We start from the raw sequence: 17,401 nt of genomic DNA on the forward strand, positions 1-17,401 counted from the left end.
ACTAGTTATGAAAGACCTAAAACAAGTAATAATCAGATAACTAGCGGTATATCCAGCAAATCTGAGTCAGGTGATTCCTACAACAAAACTATGAAAGCTGAAGCAGAAAACCATTTCAGGCTGACTTGTGAAGTAGAAACTACCCTAAAAGTGATTGGCGGACGCTGGAAAGTTTTAATTATTAGAGAATTAATGACTGGTGTCAAACGCTTTGGTGAGTTGCAACGAGCTTTACCTGGAGTTACGCAAAAGATGCTAACCCAGCAACTCAGAGAAATGGAGGAAGATGGAATTATTCATCGAGAAGTTTATCCCCAAATTCCACCCAAGGTAGAATATTCACTGACACCTTTAGGAGAAACTTTGCAACCAATTCTCTATGCTATGCATGAATGGGCTGTGCAACATTTAGCTCGAACAAATCACCATTAATGTTGATTATAGTCAATAAATAATAATTGCTAATTTAACTTGAATATGTAGGGTGGGTTATGGCTTTCGTAACTCACCATTTGAGGTTTTCGGTGCGTTACGCTAATGCGCCAACACACTCGACACATCTACTAATACCAATTCAATTAATGATTGCAACATATCCTTGGGTAAAGACGCGATTCATCGCGTCTCTACAAATGGTCTATTTGTCGCATTCGTTTTTTAAATTGGTAGAATTATTTGCGCTTACTTAACTTAAATAATAATTGCTAATTTTCAATTCGAGTGAGCAGATTTATCTATGGTGTCTTAAATTTTGAATTTTAAGTTTATTCACTGCTTTTTAAATATTCAATCGCTGCCTCTAATTTTGAAGGATAACTTTCAGCAAACCTTTCAAACCAAAGTCCTTCGGATGAAAGTGGATCTACTTTGGCTAACCATTCTTTTGCCTGTACTTTCAAAGCTTCTAGTTGTTTGGCTTTGAGTTGTTCTTGTCGAACCTTTTCTTGTTCTAGTTCTTGCTGTCTTTTTAATTCAATAGCAGCATCCTCTTGGGCAAAATCAGCCTGAACTTCTGCCAAAAGCTTATCCATGAAAGATGCCGACTTCGGCAATGGTGGAATAAACGATTTGGCTGTGGCTGATTTTGATTGTAGTTGTGGTTGTACTTCTTTGTATTCAGTTTCGAGTTGGGCTAACAGCTTATCAAGGGAATCCATTTTTGCAATTCCTAAAAAATAGTATAGCTAGTCATTAATAGCATTGAGTAGCACTTCCGATAGACTCAAATCTTCCATGTCTTCCATAGTAATGGTGTCACAGATATCAAACTTAGCACCAGCACTTTGGAGTTCATCATCTAAGACTTTGAGAAAGCGGGTAGCTTGTTGATCTGTGCCAACTTGAATAAAAGAAATAGCTAATTCTTCATCTCGATCGATGCGGCGAGAAGCTTCAATAATCACCCTCATGACTGCTTTGCGATCGTCCGGCTCACCATCAGTAACTACTAAAATTGTTTCACCATTTGGTTTAGTTTGACCGGCTGCTTTGCGTTGAAGGTAATCATCAGTTGCATGTTTTAACACACTTGCCAAGTCAGTTGTACCAGAGGGATCGTTCTCTCGAAAAATTTGTGACACCTTGCTGGATGTGACATTTTCGTATCGCTTAAATTTGCCAGAAAATACATAGATAGTAATGCCATCTGGGTCAAATTGCTCGCATTTACTAGCTAAAGCTAAAGTTGATTCTTGGGCTGCAACCCATCTAGTTCTACCACCCTTTTGATCTTGGGTTGCCATACTACCGCTTTTGTCAATAATCAAGGTATAATCACGATTTTCTAGCATGATTCGATTCTCCAATTAAGAATTAATAGTTGCTGAACTATGGGCGATCGCCAAACATATTAGTCAGTTATGGCGTTCGTCAATACATCTACAAGACTTATTTCTTCTAAGTCGTCTAAAGTGACGGTATCGCAAATATCAAATTTAGCGCCAACACTTTGTAATTGGTCATCCAAGGCTTTGAGGAATTTAGTTGCTTGGGCATCTGAACCTACTTGAATAATCGAAATTCCTAATTCTTCATCACGTTCCATTTGGCGAGTAGCATGAATGATGACTTCAAACACAGCTTTGCGATCGTCTGGTTCACCATCGGTGATCACTAAAATTGTTTCTCCATTTGGCTTGGTTTTACCAGCTGCTTTGCGTTGAAAGTAGTTATTGAGGGCATCCTGGAGTACACCAGCTAAATTTGTTGTGCCAGCAGGGTCATTTTCGAGAAATATCTGGGCGACTTTGGCTGAGGTGACATCATCGTAGCGTTTAAATCTACCAGAAAACACGTAAACAGTGATGCCATCGGGGTCAAACTGTTCGGCTTTTCTGGCCAAAGCAAGAGTAGACTCTTGAGCGATTTCCCATCTACTTCTACCACCCACTTGGTCGGGTGTAGACATACTACCGCTTTTATCAATGATTAAGGTATAGTCGCGATCGCTCATCATAATCTTCCTTTGATTGTTACCCTGTGGTTCTAGTCTAATCTACGAATTTGACGATACCGCAAGCATTTTAAGGTTTTGTATCAATTGTGCTACTCACAAAAGCCACGCCATTGCTTATGCCAGTTGCGTAAGTCCTGAAGTTGATTGTGACCTGGTTCAACAGGGACATTTTTGAAAAGGTCGAGTCCGATCGCGATCGCATCCTTCCTTATAATGTGGTTGAATTAATCCGGCGTTCTCGGTTGGGTGCATTGCGAATCCCCGTAGCTGAAGGTGGTAGTGGTAGCACCGCACGCGAACTATTCGAGGTCGTGATTCGGCTGGGAGATGCCGATCCAAACGTCGCTCACATTGTACGGAATCATTTCTCTGTGACAGAGCGAATTTTGCGTTCTGAGCGCACTCAAAGGAATCAGCGATGGCTGAAAGCCGTCGTCGATGGCGTGATTATTGGACTTGCTACGACCGAATTAGAAGTCAAGCGATCTGGTGGTGGTCAAGTCGCGAATACAAAATTAACACCGGATGGCGACGGCTATCGGCTGAATGGAACCAAGTATTACAGCACTGGCAGCCTTTATGCAGACTTGATTTTCGTGCGTGTGCTAGTACCCGATGGCACTAAAGCGTTTATCCTCATTCCCACCAACCGCGAGGGGATTGACCTTGTGGATGACTGGGATGGCTTCGGACAAAGACTTACAGGTACAGGAACAACTACATTCACTAATGTACGTGTAGAGGCAGATGAAGTAATTTTTGAGACAGACACAGACAAAGACAACCTGCCATATAACATCGTTCCGCAACTATTCCTGACAGCAATCAACGCCGGCATTATTCGCAGCGTTCTGCGCGATGCTACAGCCCTCGTCCGTACCAGACCCCGGACTTTCTACCATGCCGTAAGCGAGCAGGCAACAGAAGATCCAATTATACAGCAAACTGTTGGACAGATTGCCGCTAATGCCTTTGCTGCCGAAGCGATCGTTTTAGCGGCAGCTGATGGTCTCGATCGCCTCCCTGCTGCCCAAGCTCAGGGTGAAGAGGCAGAAACGGCTGTGGCACTGGCAACTTCTTTGAGTGCAGCCAAAGCCAAATTGATTGTTGATGATTTGGCTCTACGTTCGGCCACCTTGCTGTTTGAAGTGGGTGGGGCTTCCACAACTAAAAAAAGCTCCAACTTCGATCGTCATTGGCGCAACGCCCGTACCTTATCCTCACACAACCCAAATCATTTTAAGGCTCGTGCGATCGGCGACTACGAGATTAACGGTACACCATTGCCGCAACGAGGATTTTTCTAATTTTGTTCAGACCCCTGACTTCTAACATCCGGGAAACGACTTTATAGACATCTTGCAAAAGCAACTTTTGCAAGAAGTTGGGAAAAGGTTAAAGAGACCTCTTGCAAAAGTAATTTTTGCTCATAGGCGGGAAAAGGGGAAAGGTTAAAGGGACTCATGTTTTTATTGTTCCTTTCCCCTTGCCCCTTATCCCCAGAGGGGACCCCACCTTCCCCCTTACCCTTTTACCGACAAATGCCAAGAAGTCTAAGGTAAAGGGGAAATTCCATCGCTTTTCCCTTTACCCCCGCCCCTTATCCCCAGAGGGAACCCCACCTTCCTCACAAATGCCAAGAAGTCTTATGAGTATGTATCAGAAATCGAGGATATTGCAGCCAACCGAAACCGTTGAGAGTAACTATGAGTACAATTAACACTTAGCAACTAATGGTTTAATTAAATTAAAAGAAAACGAGTTTGTTTTCTCACTACTTGAGTGTAGATTCACCTAAAAATACCTGCACTAAATTCTCATAGTCAAAGATAAAGAAATATTGATTAGATTTGAACAGTTCATCAAAAGGTGGTATCTTCTCTCTTAATACTACGGTAAGTCAATCGATTTAACGTATTTTACTCGTTATCGTCATAGATATGGCTGCTTAAACTCCTAAAAATTGATATCAAGGAGTCAATTGTGGTGAATTCTTTAAAAGAACATTGCTTACAGTACAAACAAAAATGTTCTGCCAGTAGAATCTTTGCGATCGCAACGTTTTTTCTTGGTTTGATAGTTTCTGGTTGCAGTCAACAAAAAGCTATCAATGTCGTAGCTAACTCAGATTCTTCTTCAAAAACTCTCACTACTAAAACTACAGAGAAAAACAATGTGATTCGCTTGGGCTACCAAAAAGGAGGGATTATTCCCATTGCACGACAGCGGGGTGAGTTAGAGCGTCAGTTAGTAGCCCAAAATATTAAAGTTGAATGGAGTGGGCCATTTGACCGTTGCGCTACGCTTTTAAGTTCTCTCAATGGTAATCGGGCAGATATTGGTGGATGTGGTGATATTCCTTCCATCTCTGGAATTGCTGCCAGACAACCTCTTTGTATTGGCTCTGTACAGCGTCCTAGTCCAGATTCTTTGAGTAGTGCTATCTTAGTTCGTGGCGATTCTCCCATTCAAAAACCGACTGATTTAGTCGGTAAAAAAGTTGCAGTTAATCAAGGTGGCGCGGGCGAATATCTGTTATTAAAAGTTTTGGAAAAAGAAAATATTCCTTCATATAAAGTTCAGCGAGTTTATCTATCACCAAATGACGCTGCACCTGCTCTATATCAAAATTCTGTTGATGCGTGGGCAGTTTGGGAACCTTATATTTCCATTGCCCAATTAGAGCATAAGGCGCGAAGAATTACCACTAAACACCCTGCTCCTACCTACGGCATTATGATTGTTCGTACTGATGCAGCTAAAGAAAATCCTGTAGCTGTGAAAGCTGCTCTTACTGCTTTGAGTGAGGATGGTGAGTGGTTAAATCAACATACTAATGCTGCATCAGATTTTCTAGTTAAAGAGCTAAAAGTCTCTGATGCGGTAGCCAAGCAGGTGACTAAAAATCGAGGCCCAGAGTCTTACGTATTTCCTAATACTGAAGATATCGCCAAGCTTCAGAAAACAGCTGACTGGTTACTAGAGCAAAAAATTATTCCGCAACGAGTAGATATTGCTACAGCAGTATGTCCGTTAGAAACTACCGCTGTTAGGTAGAAAAGATGACAATAATATACCCAAAAATAACGTGTCTATCAATTTGCAGCAAAATTTTTCCTTCTCTTTGGGTTGCTTGTTAGTAGCAACAACAGCTTGCTCAGAGGTTAAGTCTACCAGTCCGGCAACGATCGCTACTAATCCTAGTGCGTCCCAAGTCGCACTATCGAATACAACTCAACTGCATGTTGCTAAATTTAAAGGTGGCTGGGACTTAAATTTAAAGTTAGCTAAATTAGATAATTTCCCTTATCAAACTCAATTTACTGAGTTTACTGGGGGTAATTTGATGGTGCAGTCAATCAATGCTGGTGCGATTGACTTGGGTTCAGCTAGTGAAATTCCGCCGATTTTTGCGATTGAATCGAAAGCAGCTGTAAAAATTATTGCCACTCTCAAAGGGCCTACAGTTGCTCAAGTTGTACTCGTACCCAAAAACTCGACTGCCAAAACGATCGCTGACCTTAAAGGTAAGAAAGTGGGTTACGTTAAAGCTACAACTGCCCACTACTTCCTGATTAAGATGTTGGAAAAAGTCGGGCTAACGATGAAGGATATCAATGCAACTCCTTTATCGATACCTGATGGACTAGCCGCTTTTCGTAAAGGACAGCTTGATGCTTGGGCTACCTACGGTTACTCCATTCCCCAAGCCAAAAAAGAAGGGGCGCGGGTACTGGAATCTGCAAAAGATATTTTGAGCGGTAACTTCGTAATTATTGCTTCACCGAATGCGATCGCCGATCCCCAAAAGAAAGTTGCGATCGCTGATTTTCTCTGTCGTTTGCAGAAATCCCAAAATTGGCGGGAATCTAATCTCAAGCAATGGTCGAAGAATTATGCAAAGACCATTGATGTTGATGAAGGCATCGTTTATCAAGATGCTAAACAAGGACTACAACAGCGTCGCCAAGAATTACTTCCTGTTTCTGACGAAGCTATTGCTTCTCAGCAAAAGGTTGCTGATACCTTTTTTCAAGCGGGTGTAATTTCCACAAAAGTTGATGTTAAACAACTTTGGGACAGCAGTTTGAACCAAGATATCGCCAAATGCCAATAATTGCAGCAAGAAGTAAAAAGCTAAATGTCAAAATCACCTGATTTTTAATCATGGTAAAAATGATGTTTCATGGAATAGAAAGAGAATTATTAAATGGAGTACCTTGGTTATTTGAGCAACAGTCTCAATTACCACATCATCTGCAATTAACAGATCGGCAAGAACATGAGATCCGTGATATTTGGGAATTACCACCACAAGAATCTCCTCATCGCCAGCCTGTTGTTAAGCAGGAGATAAAACAGTTTGGGATTTTTAGCAAACTAAAAAGTTTTTCTTTAAAGGCGATCGCCAATAAATAAAGATAAGCGTTATCAGCTACTCAAATTAATAGAAAATTTCAACTAATTTGCAATGTGCAGTACACCTTTAGAGATGATTTATAAAGTAAAGCTTAAATTGTAGGGTGCGTTATAGCAACGCTTAACGCACCGACAGATATGATGCGTTACGGCTAATCCTGATTTTCTGAAACTCCCAAATCCTTACATAGCCGTAACACATCCTACTTAATATTTACTTTATAAATAGGCTCTTACCGGGGTAGCTTCTTTGTAAGAATTCAGGAATCAGAATTCAGAATAGTTAAAGAATCAGGAAAACATTTGATGACTCTCATTTCATCCTCAAATACCGACATGACAACAACGACTGACCTCGATTTTGCTGCACGTGAGGCGTTGCGCCTACTCGGCCCCGATCCCGAAAACTGGGTAAGCGATCGCTCAGACATTGACCACAATGTGACGATAGTAGGCGGTAGTGGCAGTGGCAGCACCTTCGCATTTGCCCTGCGGCGTGCCGGCATTGGTCGCGTGACAGTCATCGACGAAGCTCTTGACGAAACCCATGCGGGCGTGTGGCTGACGCGGGCGCGGATGAAAAAGCTACGCACACCGAAAAATCTGCCAGGGCCAGAACTGGGTATTCCGGCGCTATCATTTCAAGCTTGGTACGAGGTGCGGCACGGTGTTGAGGCATACGCAGCGCTTGACCGCATTCCCCGATTGGCGTGGGCTGAGTACCTCAGCTGGTATCGGCATTTTTTGGGCATTCCAGTTCGGTATCAGACGAAGTTGGTGCGGATTGAGCCGGACGCAGATTTCTTTCGTCTACACCTAGAAGTGAACGGTGTCGCCCAAGTGGAAACCACACGTAAAATTATCTTCGCCAACGGTGTAGCTGGCACTGGTGGCCCAAACATACCGCCTGTATTGGCATCTCTGCCACGCACCTTATATGCACATACCGCCGATGCAATCGACTTCAATAATCTGCGTGGTAAAACAGTAGCAGTGCTGGGTGCTGCGGCCTCGGCCTTTGATGCGGCAGGAGTGGCACTTGAATCAGGCGCTAAAGCAGTACATTTGTTTGCACGACGGCCAGCGATCGCATCTGTACCAGTGAATCGCGTGCGAGGTTATCCTGGCGCTTACTATAACTATCCGCAACTACCTGATGCAGCTCGCTGGTTCCAAGCTTGGCGGTTTAATCAGGTTGGCTCTACACCACCACCAGATGCAATCGAGCGGGTAATAGCGTTCTCTAACTTCCACCTGCATCTATCCGCACCGTGGAAATCTGCTCGCAACCAGGGCGATCGCATCGTCGCTCAGGTAAATGATGATGTTTTCGAGTTTGATTTTGCGATCGCTGGTACTGGCTACTTTGTTGACCCGACAAAGCGCCCGGAACTCGCCGAATTTGCACATCATATCGCACTTTGGCGCGATCGCTATGAAGCCCCAGCCGACCAACGTGACGAGCGACTCAGCACCCACCCTTACCTTGGCAGCGCCCATGAATACCAAGAGAAAGTACCTGGCAATGCCCCCTACCTGAAAGATATCCATGTGTTCAATCCTGCTGGCTTCGTCAGCTTCGGTCTGCCCATCGGCGACGTACCCAGCATCCGACGCGATGTGCCAGCAATAGTGGCCCGCATCAGCCATGACTTGTTCTTTGCTGACTGGTCATTACACGAAGCCCGGATCGCTAACGGCAACATTTCGCCGGACTTCGACACATTATTGTATGCGGACGCGGTATGGCAACAGCAAGCCAAGGTGGCAGTCAGCTAAATCTGCGTAGCGTTTATAATTCACGCCTAATATGAATTAAAACGATCTGCACCGAATGGCATTAATAAAAGCTATAAGCTTTGCAGAATAAGGACTACAGCTTTAATGCTCTTGCTTATCGAGGATGATATACAGTTGCCTAAAAAGTTTTTGGAAATAGAAAAAGCTTACTCGTCGATGAAATAATTTTTTTGAGACGAATAAGCCGAAAACATAATTACTACTGTGATACTGCGAGTACAAATTCTCAAGCATAAATTTGGGCGCTCATGTTGCCCACCCCACAAGGCATTGAGAAAATTGTCTGCTGCCAACAGCTACTTTCCCTCTAAAAGTAGTAATTACGAATTACGAATTACGAATTACAAATTATCTAAATGCTTCCACTTCTTCAGGAACCTTCATTTGGTCGAGAATTCCCCAGATTTCTTGTAACATCGGCTCTAACCCAGTGCGAGTAACTGCTGAAATCACAAAAACCGGCGCGTAGGAAAGATGATTAAGTTGGGTAGCTAATGCTTCCAAATCGACAGTTTCGCGATCGACTGCATCAATTTTATTCAGCGCCAAAATTTGCGGACGTTCTGCTAAACCCCGTCCATAAGCTTGTAATTCTTCCTTAATTGTGTTGTAGTCTCTAATCACATCATCACTAGTAGCATCAATTAAGTGAAGTAACACTCGCGTGCGCTCAATATGGCGCAAGAAATCGTGTCCCAATCCTGCACCTTGAGACGCGCCCTCGATTAGTCCGGGAATGTCGGCGAAAACAGTACCATCGCCAGTAGGTTTTTGCACTACACCCAAATTTGGGATGAGGGTAGTGAAGGGGTAGTCTGCGATTTTCGGACGTGCTGCTGATAAAGATGAAATTAAAGTGGATTTACCAGCGTTTGGTAAGCCAATAATCCCCACTTCTGCCAAAAGTTTTAACTCTAGGCGCAACTGCTTTATTTCTCCTGGCAATCCTGGGAGGGCATATTCTGGGGCGCGGTTACGGTTGCTCAAGAAATGCTGATTTCCCAGTCCGCCTTTACCACCTTGGGCAATCAGCAAAGTCTGCTTAGGTTCAATTAAATCTCCTAGCAGTTCGCCAGTTTCAGCATCATAAATGGTTGTACCGCAGGGAACTTCGATAATTAAATCCTTTCCTGCTGCCCCAGTGCAGTTATTTGGCCCGCCACGAGTACCCTTTTCTGCCTGAAAGCGATGGTTATATCTGAAGTCCAGCAAGGTTTGTAGGTTTTCTTCGGCAACGAAAAATACCGAACCACCTCGTCCCCCATTACCGCCAGAGGGGCCGCCAGTCGGCACGTATTTCTCTCGCCGGAAAGCGACAATACCATCGCCGCCCTTACCAGCTTCAACTTCAATTTTTGCTTGATCGATAAATTGCATCTTTCTAGAGTCCTGTTAGCGGATAGCTGGCGTTGAGCCAGTGCTGAGTTATAGGCGAGTTATAAATTATAAGTTTTAAAATCTTATTCCTCACTATTTACTTGTAACTCACACTCCCTACTCCCCCTGCCCCTTTTGCTCAAGATGTGGGAATATATAAAGAAAGTTGTACCTAACCGCCTACGTAGAGGTTTAAAGTGGATACCATTGCAATTCCTGCTCTGAATCGGCCAGTGGATGCCACGGTAGAAATTCCTGGTTCTAAAAGTCTTACCAATCGAGCGTTGCTTGTCGCAGCTTTGGCGCAAGGTGACTCCATTTTAGAAAATGCCTTATTTAGTGAAGACAGCGAGTATTTTGCTAAATGCGTAGAGCAATTGGGCATTCCCATTACTTTGAATCCTCAACTGGCACAAATTCAAGTGGCGGGAAGGGGAGGCGAAATTCCAGCTAAACAGGCAGATTTATTTGTGGGTTTGGCAGGTACAGCAGCACGGTTTATTTCGGCGCTGGTAGCACTGGGGAATGGCGAATATCGCCTAGATGGAGTTCCCCGGATGCGAGAACGACCGATGGGCGACTTGTTGACGGTACTACAAACGGGTGGAGCAACCATTAACTTTGAAGGAAACTCCGGGTTTATGCCTTACACCGTCTATAGTCAGGGATTTGCTGGCGGAAATTTTCGCTTGAAAGCGAACCAAACAAGTCAGCAACTTTCGGCATTACTGATGATTGCGCCTTATGCTCAACAAGACACAATTGTTGAGGTTGAAGGTACGCTGGTTTCTCAGTCTTACATCAAAATGACCTGTCGTCTGATGGCAGACTTTGGCGTGGAAGCGATCCAAATCGGCGATAATCAATTTCAGATTAAAGCAGGTCAACGTTACCAAGCTCGACATTACACTGTAGAACCCGATGCATCAAATGCTTCTTACTTTTTTGCCGCCGCCGCCGTCACGGGTGGACGGGTGCGGGTAAAACATTTGACCAAACAATCTTGTCAGGGTGATATTCTCTGGCTGAATGTTTTAGAACAAATGGGTTGCCAAATTAAGGATGCGGATGATTACACCGAAGTGACGGGGCCGAAGCAATTGCAAGGCATCGATATTGATATGAATGATATATCGGATCTAGTGCAAACATTAGGAGCGATCGCACCCTTTGCTAGTTCACCGATTACCATTCGGAATGTGGAACATATTCGATATAAAGAAACTGACCGAATTAAAGCTGTGGTGACAGAGTTACGGCGGCTAGGAGTTGAAGTTGAAGAATTTGCAGATAGACTGAAAATTGAGCCTGGCCCCATTACCCCAGCAGCGATTGAAACTTATCACGATCATCGAATGGCGATGGCTTTTGCTGTCACTGGCTTGAAGGTTCCAGGGATTGTAATTAAAGATCCTGGTTGCACAGCGAAGACTTTTCCAGATTACTTTACCCGATTTTTCCAAATGTTAGAGCAATAAGAGCTATTTTCGTTAAATGTATACCAATTCAATTAATGATTGCAACACATTCTTGGGTGAAGACGTGATGAATCGCGTCTCTACAAGAAGACGCGATGAATCGCGTCTCTACAAATGGTCTATTTGTCGCATTGTTTTTTTAATTGGTATTACTTTTTCAATGCCAGAGTTAAGCCATCTGCGATCGCTACTACACTAAGACTAACTCGCTGGTCTTGATGCAGTTTTTGATTAAAAGCACGAATTCTTTTCGTTCTATTATCTTGCACCTGGGGATCGGCAACCCTACCTGACCAGAGAACATTATCGATCGCAATCAATCCCCCCGGACGCACTAATTGCAGCGATCGCTCATAATAGCCATCATAGTTGCTCTTATCTGCATCGATGAAGGCAAAATCAAAAGTTTCTGCTTCTCCTGTTGCCAGTAACCGATCCAAAGTCTGCAAAGCTGGGGCAATGTGCAGTTGAATTTTATCCGCCACTCCAGCTTGTTGCCAATAACGTCTAGCGATCGTTGTAAATTCTTCACTGATATCACAGGCTACCACTTTACCGTCCGTCGGTAACGCCAATGCCACCACCAGGGAACTATAACCTGTAAATACCCCAATATCCAAGGTTTTCTTTGCTCCCAACAATTGCACCAGTAATGCCATAAATTGCCCTTGTTCGGGAGCAATTTGCATTCTACCTATGGGATATTGGGCTGTTTCCTGTCTCAGTTGGGTTAAAATTTCCGGTTCTCGAAGAGAGACTGACAGTAAATAGTCATAGAGGTTTTGTTCGAGTCCTAGTGTTTTAGTTGTCATGGGTATTGGGAATTGGGCATGGGGCATTGGGCATGGGACATTGGGCATGGGGCATTGGGCATGGAGAATTGGGGATGATTTCATGTCCGCTTGATTGCTTATTAAACCCGAAGAACCCCACCCCGCCAAAGCTGTGCTTTGTCTCCCCTCCCCGCAGGCGGGGAGGGGTTGGGGGTGGGGTTCTTTTATTATGGGTAATTTGGCGGACATGATATGAGTTTTTGATACTCGTGGATGAGTCTTTGATACTCGTGGACGAGTCTTTGATACTCGTGGATGAGTCTTTTTTACTCGTGGACGAGTCTTTGATACTCGTGGATGAGTCTTTGATACTCGTGGACGAGTCTTTTTCACTCGTGGATGAGTCTTTGATACTCGTGGACGAGTCTTTTTTACTCGTGGATGAGTCTTTGATACTCGTGGACGAGTCTTTTTTACTCGTGGATGAGTCTTTGATACTCGTGGATGAGTCTTTGATACTCGTGAATGAGTCTTTTTTACTCGTGGACGAGTCTTTGATATTCGTAAATGATTTTTTAAAAGTCAAAATTATATTTAAATACAACTCAGTATGATAAACAAAGCGATGTCTACAACGGGCTGTGCCTACGCTCAGGATATTTTAAATCATGCCAAACCTTAAAGAAGATGATCGCGCTCTGCGCGAGGTGTTGATCCAAGCCAAAATCATCGCTATTGTAGGTCACTCTGATAAACGCGATCGCACCAGTTATCAAATCGCGCAATTCTTGCGACAAAAAGGCTATACAGTTTATGCCGTCAACCCGCGAATTAAAGAAATTGACGGTCAACCCAGTTATGCCGCACTCCAGGAATTACCCGAACCCGTGGATATTGTTAACGTATTTCGTCGTTGTGAGTACTTGCCAGAAATTGTAGATGAAGCAATTTCCATCACTGCTAAAACTGTGTGGACACAACTGGGTATCTGGCATCAACCATCAGCACAAAAAGCTATAGATGCAGGACTCAATGTGGTTATGGATGCTTGTATCAAAATTGAATATCTGCGGCTGAGAGTAGGTTCAACAGAAAATGTCTAGTTTTTATGCGTACAGATAAGTCTAACAATCATTTAGATTGTAATTATTATGCAAAAAGCGATCGCATAAACTTTCTATAGCAGTCCTAAATCATCCTTTGAAAATTATATCTCTCTTTCTTTCTTCTTTCCTTTGCGTCCTTAGCGTCCTTCTCTAACGAGACGCTACGCGTTGGCGTCAGCCTCTGGTAGAGAAGGCGGTTCGTTTTCTAATCTATATTTTTCACAACTCAAATAGGATTGCTATATGTGTAGAGATATTGCATACCAAGTGTTTGTTTGAGTTACTTGCTTAAACCCTTCTAGAATAAAAACTATTGTAGGTAATTTTATTACTATAGTTGTTTTTATTGTGGGAGGTTATGATGAGCCGTCCAATAATTCTTGGTATTGTCGGCGACAGCGCGGCTGGTAAAACAACACTAACGCGAGGAATCGCTCAGGTACTCGGCCCGGAAAATGTCACGCTCATTTGTACAGATGATTATCACCGTTACGATCGCCAACAACGTGCAGATATTGGCATCACTGCTCTCCACCCGGACTGCAACCATTTAGATATTATGCAGCAACATTTGTCGCTGCTACGCACAGGACAACCAATTCTCAAACCAGTTTACAGCCATAAAACCGGCACATTCGAGCCACCGCAGTATATTAAGCCGAATAAATTCGTAATCATTGAGGGATTACTCGGTTATTCTACTCGTGCCGCCCGTGACTCCTACGACGTGAAAGTTTATCTTGCACCCCCTGAAGAACTACGCACAAAATGGAAAGTCAAGCGGGATACCCAAAAGCGCGGCTACACAGATGAACAGGTGCTGGCAGAATTAGAAAAGCGCGAACCGGACTCAGCACAATTTATTCGTCCGCAGCGGCAATGGTCTGATATAGTCATTAGTTTCTATCCACCTACCGAGGAAGCTGATGAAACCAATGGACATTTAAATGTGCGTTTGGTACTACGTCCGACAATTCCCCACCCAGATTTTACCCAGATTATCAACCCTGGCTATGGTAATTCTGACTCAGCGATTCGCTTGGGGTTAGACAGGGATATGAGTAAGCCTGTGGATGTCTTAGAAGTTGATGGTCATGCAACCTTAGACCAGGTGAATAAGCTAGAGCATGTTATTTGTTCTGATATGCCCCATTTACGAAGTATTTGCGATCGCGAAAGTAATCCAGAACTGGGTAAAATTGCTGGTACAACTGGAGAAACACTGCAAAGTTACCCCCTGGCTTTGACTCAGTTGATCATTACCTACCACATGCTCAAAGCAACGCAAATTCATCAGTAATCAGGGAAAGTTAAAGGGTTAAAAGTGGTTGCGATCGCGTGTAGTGTTAGGCTGCTGAATTATACGATGCCTACGGCGGTAAACTACGCACTTTGCTTACTCATGATTCCGACTTGACGGGGGCTTGCAGCAATTCAATATCTTTAATTTGAAGAATACCACTACTCTCAAATTGCACACCGATTTGAACTGTGGCAGCATTCGCTTCTTTTTTAAAATAGGCACGCACTTTGTAAGGCTGAAAATTTTCCGTTAGTGAAACTCCTCTACCCCATGAAGTTGTTCTCAGTCCGCCCAATTCTCGTGGTCTACCTACACCCAAACTCACTGCAATTGATTTTTCTGTGTTTAGCGCTTTCGCATTAAAGTGACAAGCAAGAACACACTCTTGAACATCGGGTTCTGCAATTTCAAACAAGATGACTTTTCGCAAAGGATCTGTACTATTAGTTAGAAAGCGCTGACTATTATCGTCATAAGCTTCAATTTGCCAACTTTCTCCGACAATTCCAATGCCTCCCTTTGTGACTATAGAATCGGCAAGTGTGAATCGACGAATCAGCACAAATGGCTCTGCGGGTTCGGGAATAGCGAGTGGTTTTTCTAGCTCCTTAAGGGTTTCCTTAGCTTTAGAGAGAATAAAATTTGTCAGATTGTTGAATAGCTCGTCAAACATAGCGTAGTTTACTGCCGTAGGCATCGCCCTAAATCATCTTTTTTTAGTGTTCCCTTTGAAATAGTAGCCTTTTGTCATATTTGGGCGTTCTTGTTCATCCGCTCATATCATGTCTGGATAATTAGTTATGATTTCCACAATCATTGCATCCCAGCCCCTACCCAAGCTCACGATTGTTACTTTACAGGCGCTTGCAGCAATTCAATATCTTTAATCTGAAGAATGCCACTACTCTCAAATTGCACACTGATTTGAACTTTGGCAGCATCTGTTTCTTTTTTAAAATGGGCACGCGCTTCGTAAGGTTTAAAATTTTCTGTTGGTGAAACTTCTGTAAACCATGAAGTTGTTGTCATTCCGCCCCACTGTCCCGTTCTCCGAAAACCTAAACTAACTTTAATTGCTTTTTCTGTGTCTAGCGCTTTCGCGTTAAATTGACAAGCAAAAACACACTCTTGGACATCGGGTTCTGCAACTTCAAACAAGATGACATTTCGCAAAGGATCGGTACTATTCGTAAAAAAGCTCTGATTATTATCGTCATAAGCTTCAATTTGCCAGCTTTCTCCGACAATTGCAATACATCCCTTTGTCACCGTAGAATCGGCAGGTGTGAATCGACGAATCAGCATAAATGGCTCTGCGGGTTCGGGAACGCCGAAGCGTTTTTGCAGATCGTTACCGACTTCTTGAATTTTAGAGTCAATAAAACCTTTGAGATTGTTGAATAAATCGTCGAACATAGTTTACCGCCGTAGGCATCGCCCTAAATCATCTTTTTTTAGTGTTCCCTTTGAAAGTTGCAAATGAAATTACCTATACAAACTTACCAAGGTTAAAGATTTTCTCAAATAAAGATGATTTTGAGAGCAAACGAGGGATAACTAAGGATAGTTCTATGTGTGGTGCTATTTTCTTAGTTTAATATGACCTATTGCCTCAGAATTGCCGATCTACCTACAAATGAGCGTCCGCGTGAGCGATTAATGACGCATGGTGCAAAAATTTTAGCCACAGCAGAGTTAATCGCAATTCTTCTAGGCACTGGTCAAGGGCCAGGAAAACTATCGGCTGTGGGTTTGGGACAATATATCTTGAGCGAACTAGGCAAACATCAACGCGATCCTTTGGCAACTCTCCGAGAAGTTAGCCCCGCAGAGTTAATGCAAATTTCTGGTGTTGGCCCAGCGAAGGCGACAAGTATCTTAGCAGCAATTGAATTGGGCAAACGCGCCTTTCAATCACGTCCCAATGATGGCACATTAATTGATAGCCCACTTGCTGCTGCTGCTACCCTCAGTCAAGATTTGATGTGGCAGGTACAAGAACGTTTTGCAGTGGTGTTATTAGATGTCAAGAATCGCTTGTTGGGTACGCAAGTAATTACCATTGGCACTGCAACCGAAACCCTAGCCTCTCCCCGTGATATCTTTCGAGAAGTTATTCGTCAAGGCGCAACGCGGGTAATAGTAGCCCACAACCATCCTTCTGGGAACCTTGAACCCAGCCAGGAAGATATAGAATTAACGCGTCAGTTATTAGCAGGGGCGCAGCTTTTGGGCATTCCAGTACTAGATCATCTGATTTTGGGCAATGGCAATCATCAAAGTTTACGAGAACTGACAACTTTGTGGGATGAGCATCCACAGGGAGATTAGTGAAAAAGCAGGGAGGCAGGGCGAACGCATCTTAATTGCTAATAAAAACTAAAAAAGATATCAAAATGTTATGGATAATTGTACAAAGTAAAGCGCAGAGGTACGCAGAGATTTGTACCTCAACAGACTAGGAGATGCTATAAAAAAATATACAACTTTTATTGTGGGGTGGGCGACACGAGAGCCTAGTTCATAGGGCGGACAAGATGTCCACCCCACAAGAGTGGATAATTTATTTCTTGGTAATCCCCTACATACCAACATTATTAAAGTTTGACCAAACTGAATCTGGGTCAAGCCGTGCTTGAATATCAGATATTCGGGATTTTATTAAGGATTTTCAACAACAAAAGCTAACT

At 43.4% G+C, this 17,401-nt stretch carries 17 protein-coding genes; 10 read left to right on the forward strand and 7 right to left on the reverse strand.

Translation table 11 applies throughout. The features are described from left to right. Window positions 1-90: 90 nt before the first annotated feature. Window positions 91-432 carry a helix-turn-helix domain-containing protein gene (locus tag RMZ42_RS20620; protein WP_322673153.1) on the forward strand — a complete coding sequence of 114 codons (342 nt, stop codon included), beginning with the start codon at window positions 91-93 and terminating at the stop codon, window positions 430-432. Window positions 433-764: 332 nt separating this feature from the next. Here the strand turns inward: RMZ42_RS20620 and RMZ42_RS20625 are convergent, their stop codons facing one another. From RMZ42_RS20625 to RMZ42_RS20635, 3 genes are read right to left on the reverse strand one after another with little or no spacing between them, the layout of a single operon-like run. Then, window positions 765-1,157 carry a salt stress protein, Slr1339 family gene (locus RMZ42_RS20625; RefSeq protein ID WP_322673154.1) on the reverse strand — a complete coding sequence of 131 codons (393 nt, stop codon included), beginning with the start codon at window positions 1,155-1,157 and terminating at the stop codon, window positions 765-767. 27 nt (window positions 1,158-1,184) lie between these two features. Then, window positions 1,185-1,790: a vWA domain-containing protein gene (locus RMZ42_RS20630; RefSeq protein ID WP_292869171.1), complete on the reverse strand. Its 606-nt coding sequence runs from the start codon at window positions 1,788-1,790 to the stop codon at window positions 1,185-1,187. Between the two features lie 59 nt (window positions 1,791-1,849). Then, on the reverse strand, window positions 1,850-2,455 hold the full coding sequence (locus RMZ42_RS20635) for a VWA domain-containing protein (RefSeq protein ID WP_322673155.1): 606 nt from the start codon (window positions 2,453-2,455) through the stop codon (window positions 1,850-1,852). A 146-nt stretch (window positions 2,456-2,601) separates the two neighbouring features. Between RMZ42_RS20635 and RMZ42_RS20640 the strand changes: the two genes are divergently transcribed. From RMZ42_RS20640 to RMZ42_RS20660, 5 genes are all read left to right on the forward strand, one after another. Then, window positions 2,602-3,762, forward strand: a complete 1,161-nt coding sequence (locus RMZ42_RS20640; protein WP_322673156.1) for an acyl-CoA dehydrogenase family protein — start codon at window positions 2,602-2,604, stop codon at window positions 3,760-3,762. 676 nt (window positions 3,763-4,438) lie between these two features. Next, complete coding sequence (locus RMZ42_RS20645; RefSeq protein ID WP_322673157.1) at window positions 4,439-5,512, forward strand: aliphatic sulfonate ABC transporter substrate-binding protein; 1,074 nt, start codon at window positions 4,439-4,441, stop codon at window positions 5,510-5,512. 31 nt (window positions 5,513-5,543) lie between these two features. Continuing rightward, complete coding sequence (locus RMZ42_RS20650; protein WP_322673158.1) at window positions 5,544-6,572, forward strand: ABC transporter substrate-binding protein; 1,029 nt, start codon at window positions 5,544-5,546, stop codon at window positions 6,570-6,572. Between the two features lie 59 nt (window positions 6,573-6,631). Next, entirely contained in the window at window positions 6,632-6,874 is a 243-nt protein-coding gene (locus tag RMZ42_RS20655) for a hypothetical protein (RefSeq protein ID WP_322673159.1), read from the forward strand. 306 nt (window positions 6,875-7,180) lie between these two features. Continuing rightward, complete coding sequence (locus RMZ42_RS20660; protein ID WP_322673160.1) at window positions 7,181-8,653, forward strand: NAD(P)-binding domain-containing protein; 1,473 nt, start codon at window positions 7,181-7,183, stop codon at window positions 8,651-8,653. 369 nt (window positions 8,654-9,022) lie between these two features. Here the strand turns inward: RMZ42_RS20660 and obgE are convergent, their stop codons facing one another. After that, a complete protein-coding gene (gene obgE / locus RMZ42_RS20665) occupies window positions 9,023-10,051 on the reverse strand; it encodes a GTPase ObgE (RefSeq protein WP_322673161.1) in 1,029 nt (342 codons plus the stop codon). Window positions 10,052-10,248: 197 nt separating this feature from the next. On the opposite strand from obgE, the gene aroA reads away from it, so the two are divergent. Continuing rightward, a complete protein-coding gene (gene aroA, locus RMZ42_RS20670; protein WP_322673162.1) occupies window positions 10,249-11,529 on the forward strand; it encodes a 3-phosphoshikimate 1-carboxyvinyltransferase in 1,281 nt (426 codons plus the stop codon). 149 nt (window positions 11,530-11,678) lie between these two features. On the opposite strand, the gene RMZ42_RS20675 is transcribed toward aroA, so the two are convergent. Next, on the reverse strand, window positions 11,679-12,341 hold the full coding sequence (locus RMZ42_RS20675; RefSeq protein ID WP_322673227.1) for a class I SAM-dependent methyltransferase: 663 nt from the start codon (window positions 12,339-12,341) through the stop codon (window positions 11,679-11,681). Window positions 12,342-12,970: 629 nt separating this feature from the next. On the opposite strand from RMZ42_RS20675, the gene RMZ42_RS20680 reads away from it, so the two are divergent. Further along, entirely contained in the window at window positions 12,971-13,405 is a 435-nt protein-coding gene (locus RMZ42_RS20680) for a CoA-binding protein (RefSeq protein ID WP_322673163.1), read from the forward strand. 364 nt (window positions 13,406-13,769) lie between these two features. Then, entirely contained in the window at window positions 13,770-14,708 is a 939-nt protein-coding gene (locus RMZ42_RS20685) for a phosphoribulokinase (protein ID WP_322673228.1), read from the forward strand. Between the two features lie 100 nt (window positions 14,709-14,808). Here RMZ42_RS20685 and RMZ42_RS20690 read toward each other — a convergent pair whose 3' ends face one another. Together RMZ42_RS20690 and RMZ42_RS20695 are read right to left on the reverse strand one after the other, a co-directional pair. Further along, a complete protein-coding gene (locus tag RMZ42_RS20690) occupies window positions 14,809-15,408 on the reverse strand; it encodes a hypothetical protein (RefSeq protein ID WP_322673164.1) in 600 nt (199 codons plus the stop codon). A gap of 152 nt (window positions 15,409-15,560) precedes the next feature. After that, the gene (locus tag RMZ42_RS20695) at window positions 15,561-16,127 is read right to left on the reverse strand and encodes a hypothetical protein (protein ID WP_322673165.1); all 567 of its coding nucleotides are present in this window, start codon (window positions 16,125-16,127) and stop codon (window positions 15,561-15,563) included. Between the two features lie 183 nt (window positions 16,128-16,310). Between RMZ42_RS20695 and radC the strand changes: the two genes are divergently transcribed. Further along, entirely contained in the window at window positions 16,311-17,042 is a 732-nt protein-coding gene (gene radC / locus RMZ42_RS20700; RefSeq protein ID WP_322673166.1) for a RadC family protein, read from the forward strand. Window positions 17,043-17,401: the final 359 nt, after the last annotated feature.

Source organism: Nostoc sp. DedQUE05 (assembly GCF_034530955.1).
Classification (GTDB): domain Bacteria; phylum Cyanobacteriota; class Cyanobacteriia; order Cyanobacteriales; family Nostocaceae; genus Nostoc.

What these genes read in the sequence shown, in the direction of transcription:
- obgE (WP_322673161.1), bottom strand. Translation starts at nt 10,051, where the DNA reads ATGCAATTTATCGATCAAGCAAAAATTGAAGTTGAAGCTGGTAAGGGC.
- RMZ42_RS20685 (WP_322673228.1), top strand. Translation starts at nt 13,770, where the DNA reads ATGAGCCGTCCAATAATTCTTGGTATTGTCGGCGACAGCGCGGCTGGT.
- RMZ42_RS20680 (WP_322673163.1), top strand. Translation starts at nt 12,971, where the DNA reads ATGCCAAACCTTAAAGAAGATGATCGCGCTCTGCGCGAGGTGTTGATC.
- RMZ42_RS20675 (WP_322673227.1), bottom strand. Translation starts at nt 12,341, where the DNA reads ATGACAACTAAAACACTAGGACTCGAACAAAACCTCTATGACTATTTA.
- RMZ42_RS20695 (WP_322673165.1), bottom strand. Translation starts at nt 16,127, where the DNA reads ATGTTCGACGATTTATTCAACAATCTCAAAGGTTTTATTGACTCTAAA.
- RMZ42_RS20655 (WP_322673159.1), top strand. Translation starts at nt 6,632, where the DNA reads ATGATGTTTCATGGAATAGAAAGAGAATTATTAAATGGAGTACCTTGG.
- RMZ42_RS20660 (WP_322673160.1), top strand. Translation starts at nt 7,181, where the DNA reads ATGACTCTCATTTCATCCTCAAATACCGACATGACAACAACGACTGAC.
- RMZ42_RS20635 (WP_322673155.1), bottom strand. Translation starts at nt 2,455, where the DNA reads ATGATGAGCGATCGCGACTATACCTTAATCATTGATAAAAGCGGTAGT.
- RMZ42_RS20620 (WP_322673153.1), top strand. Translation starts at nt 91, where the DNA reads ATGAAAGCTGAAGCAGAAAACCATTTCAGGCTGACTTGTGAAGTAGAA.
- radC (WP_322673166.1), top strand. Translation starts at nt 16,311, where the DNA reads ATGACCTATTGCCTCAGAATTGCCGATCTACCTACAAATGAGCGTCCG.
- RMZ42_RS20630 (WP_292869171.1), bottom strand. Translation starts at nt 1,790, where the DNA reads ATGCTAGAAAATCGTGATTATACCTTGATTATTGACAAAAGCGGTAGT.
- RMZ42_RS20625 (WP_322673154.1), bottom strand. Translation starts at nt 1,157, where the DNA reads ATGGATTCCCTTGATAAGCTGTTAGCCCAACTCGAAACTGAATACAAA.
- RMZ42_RS20690 (WP_322673164.1), bottom strand. Translation starts at nt 15,408, where the DNA reads ATGCCTACGGCAGTAAACTACGCTATGTTTGACGAGCTATTCAACAAT.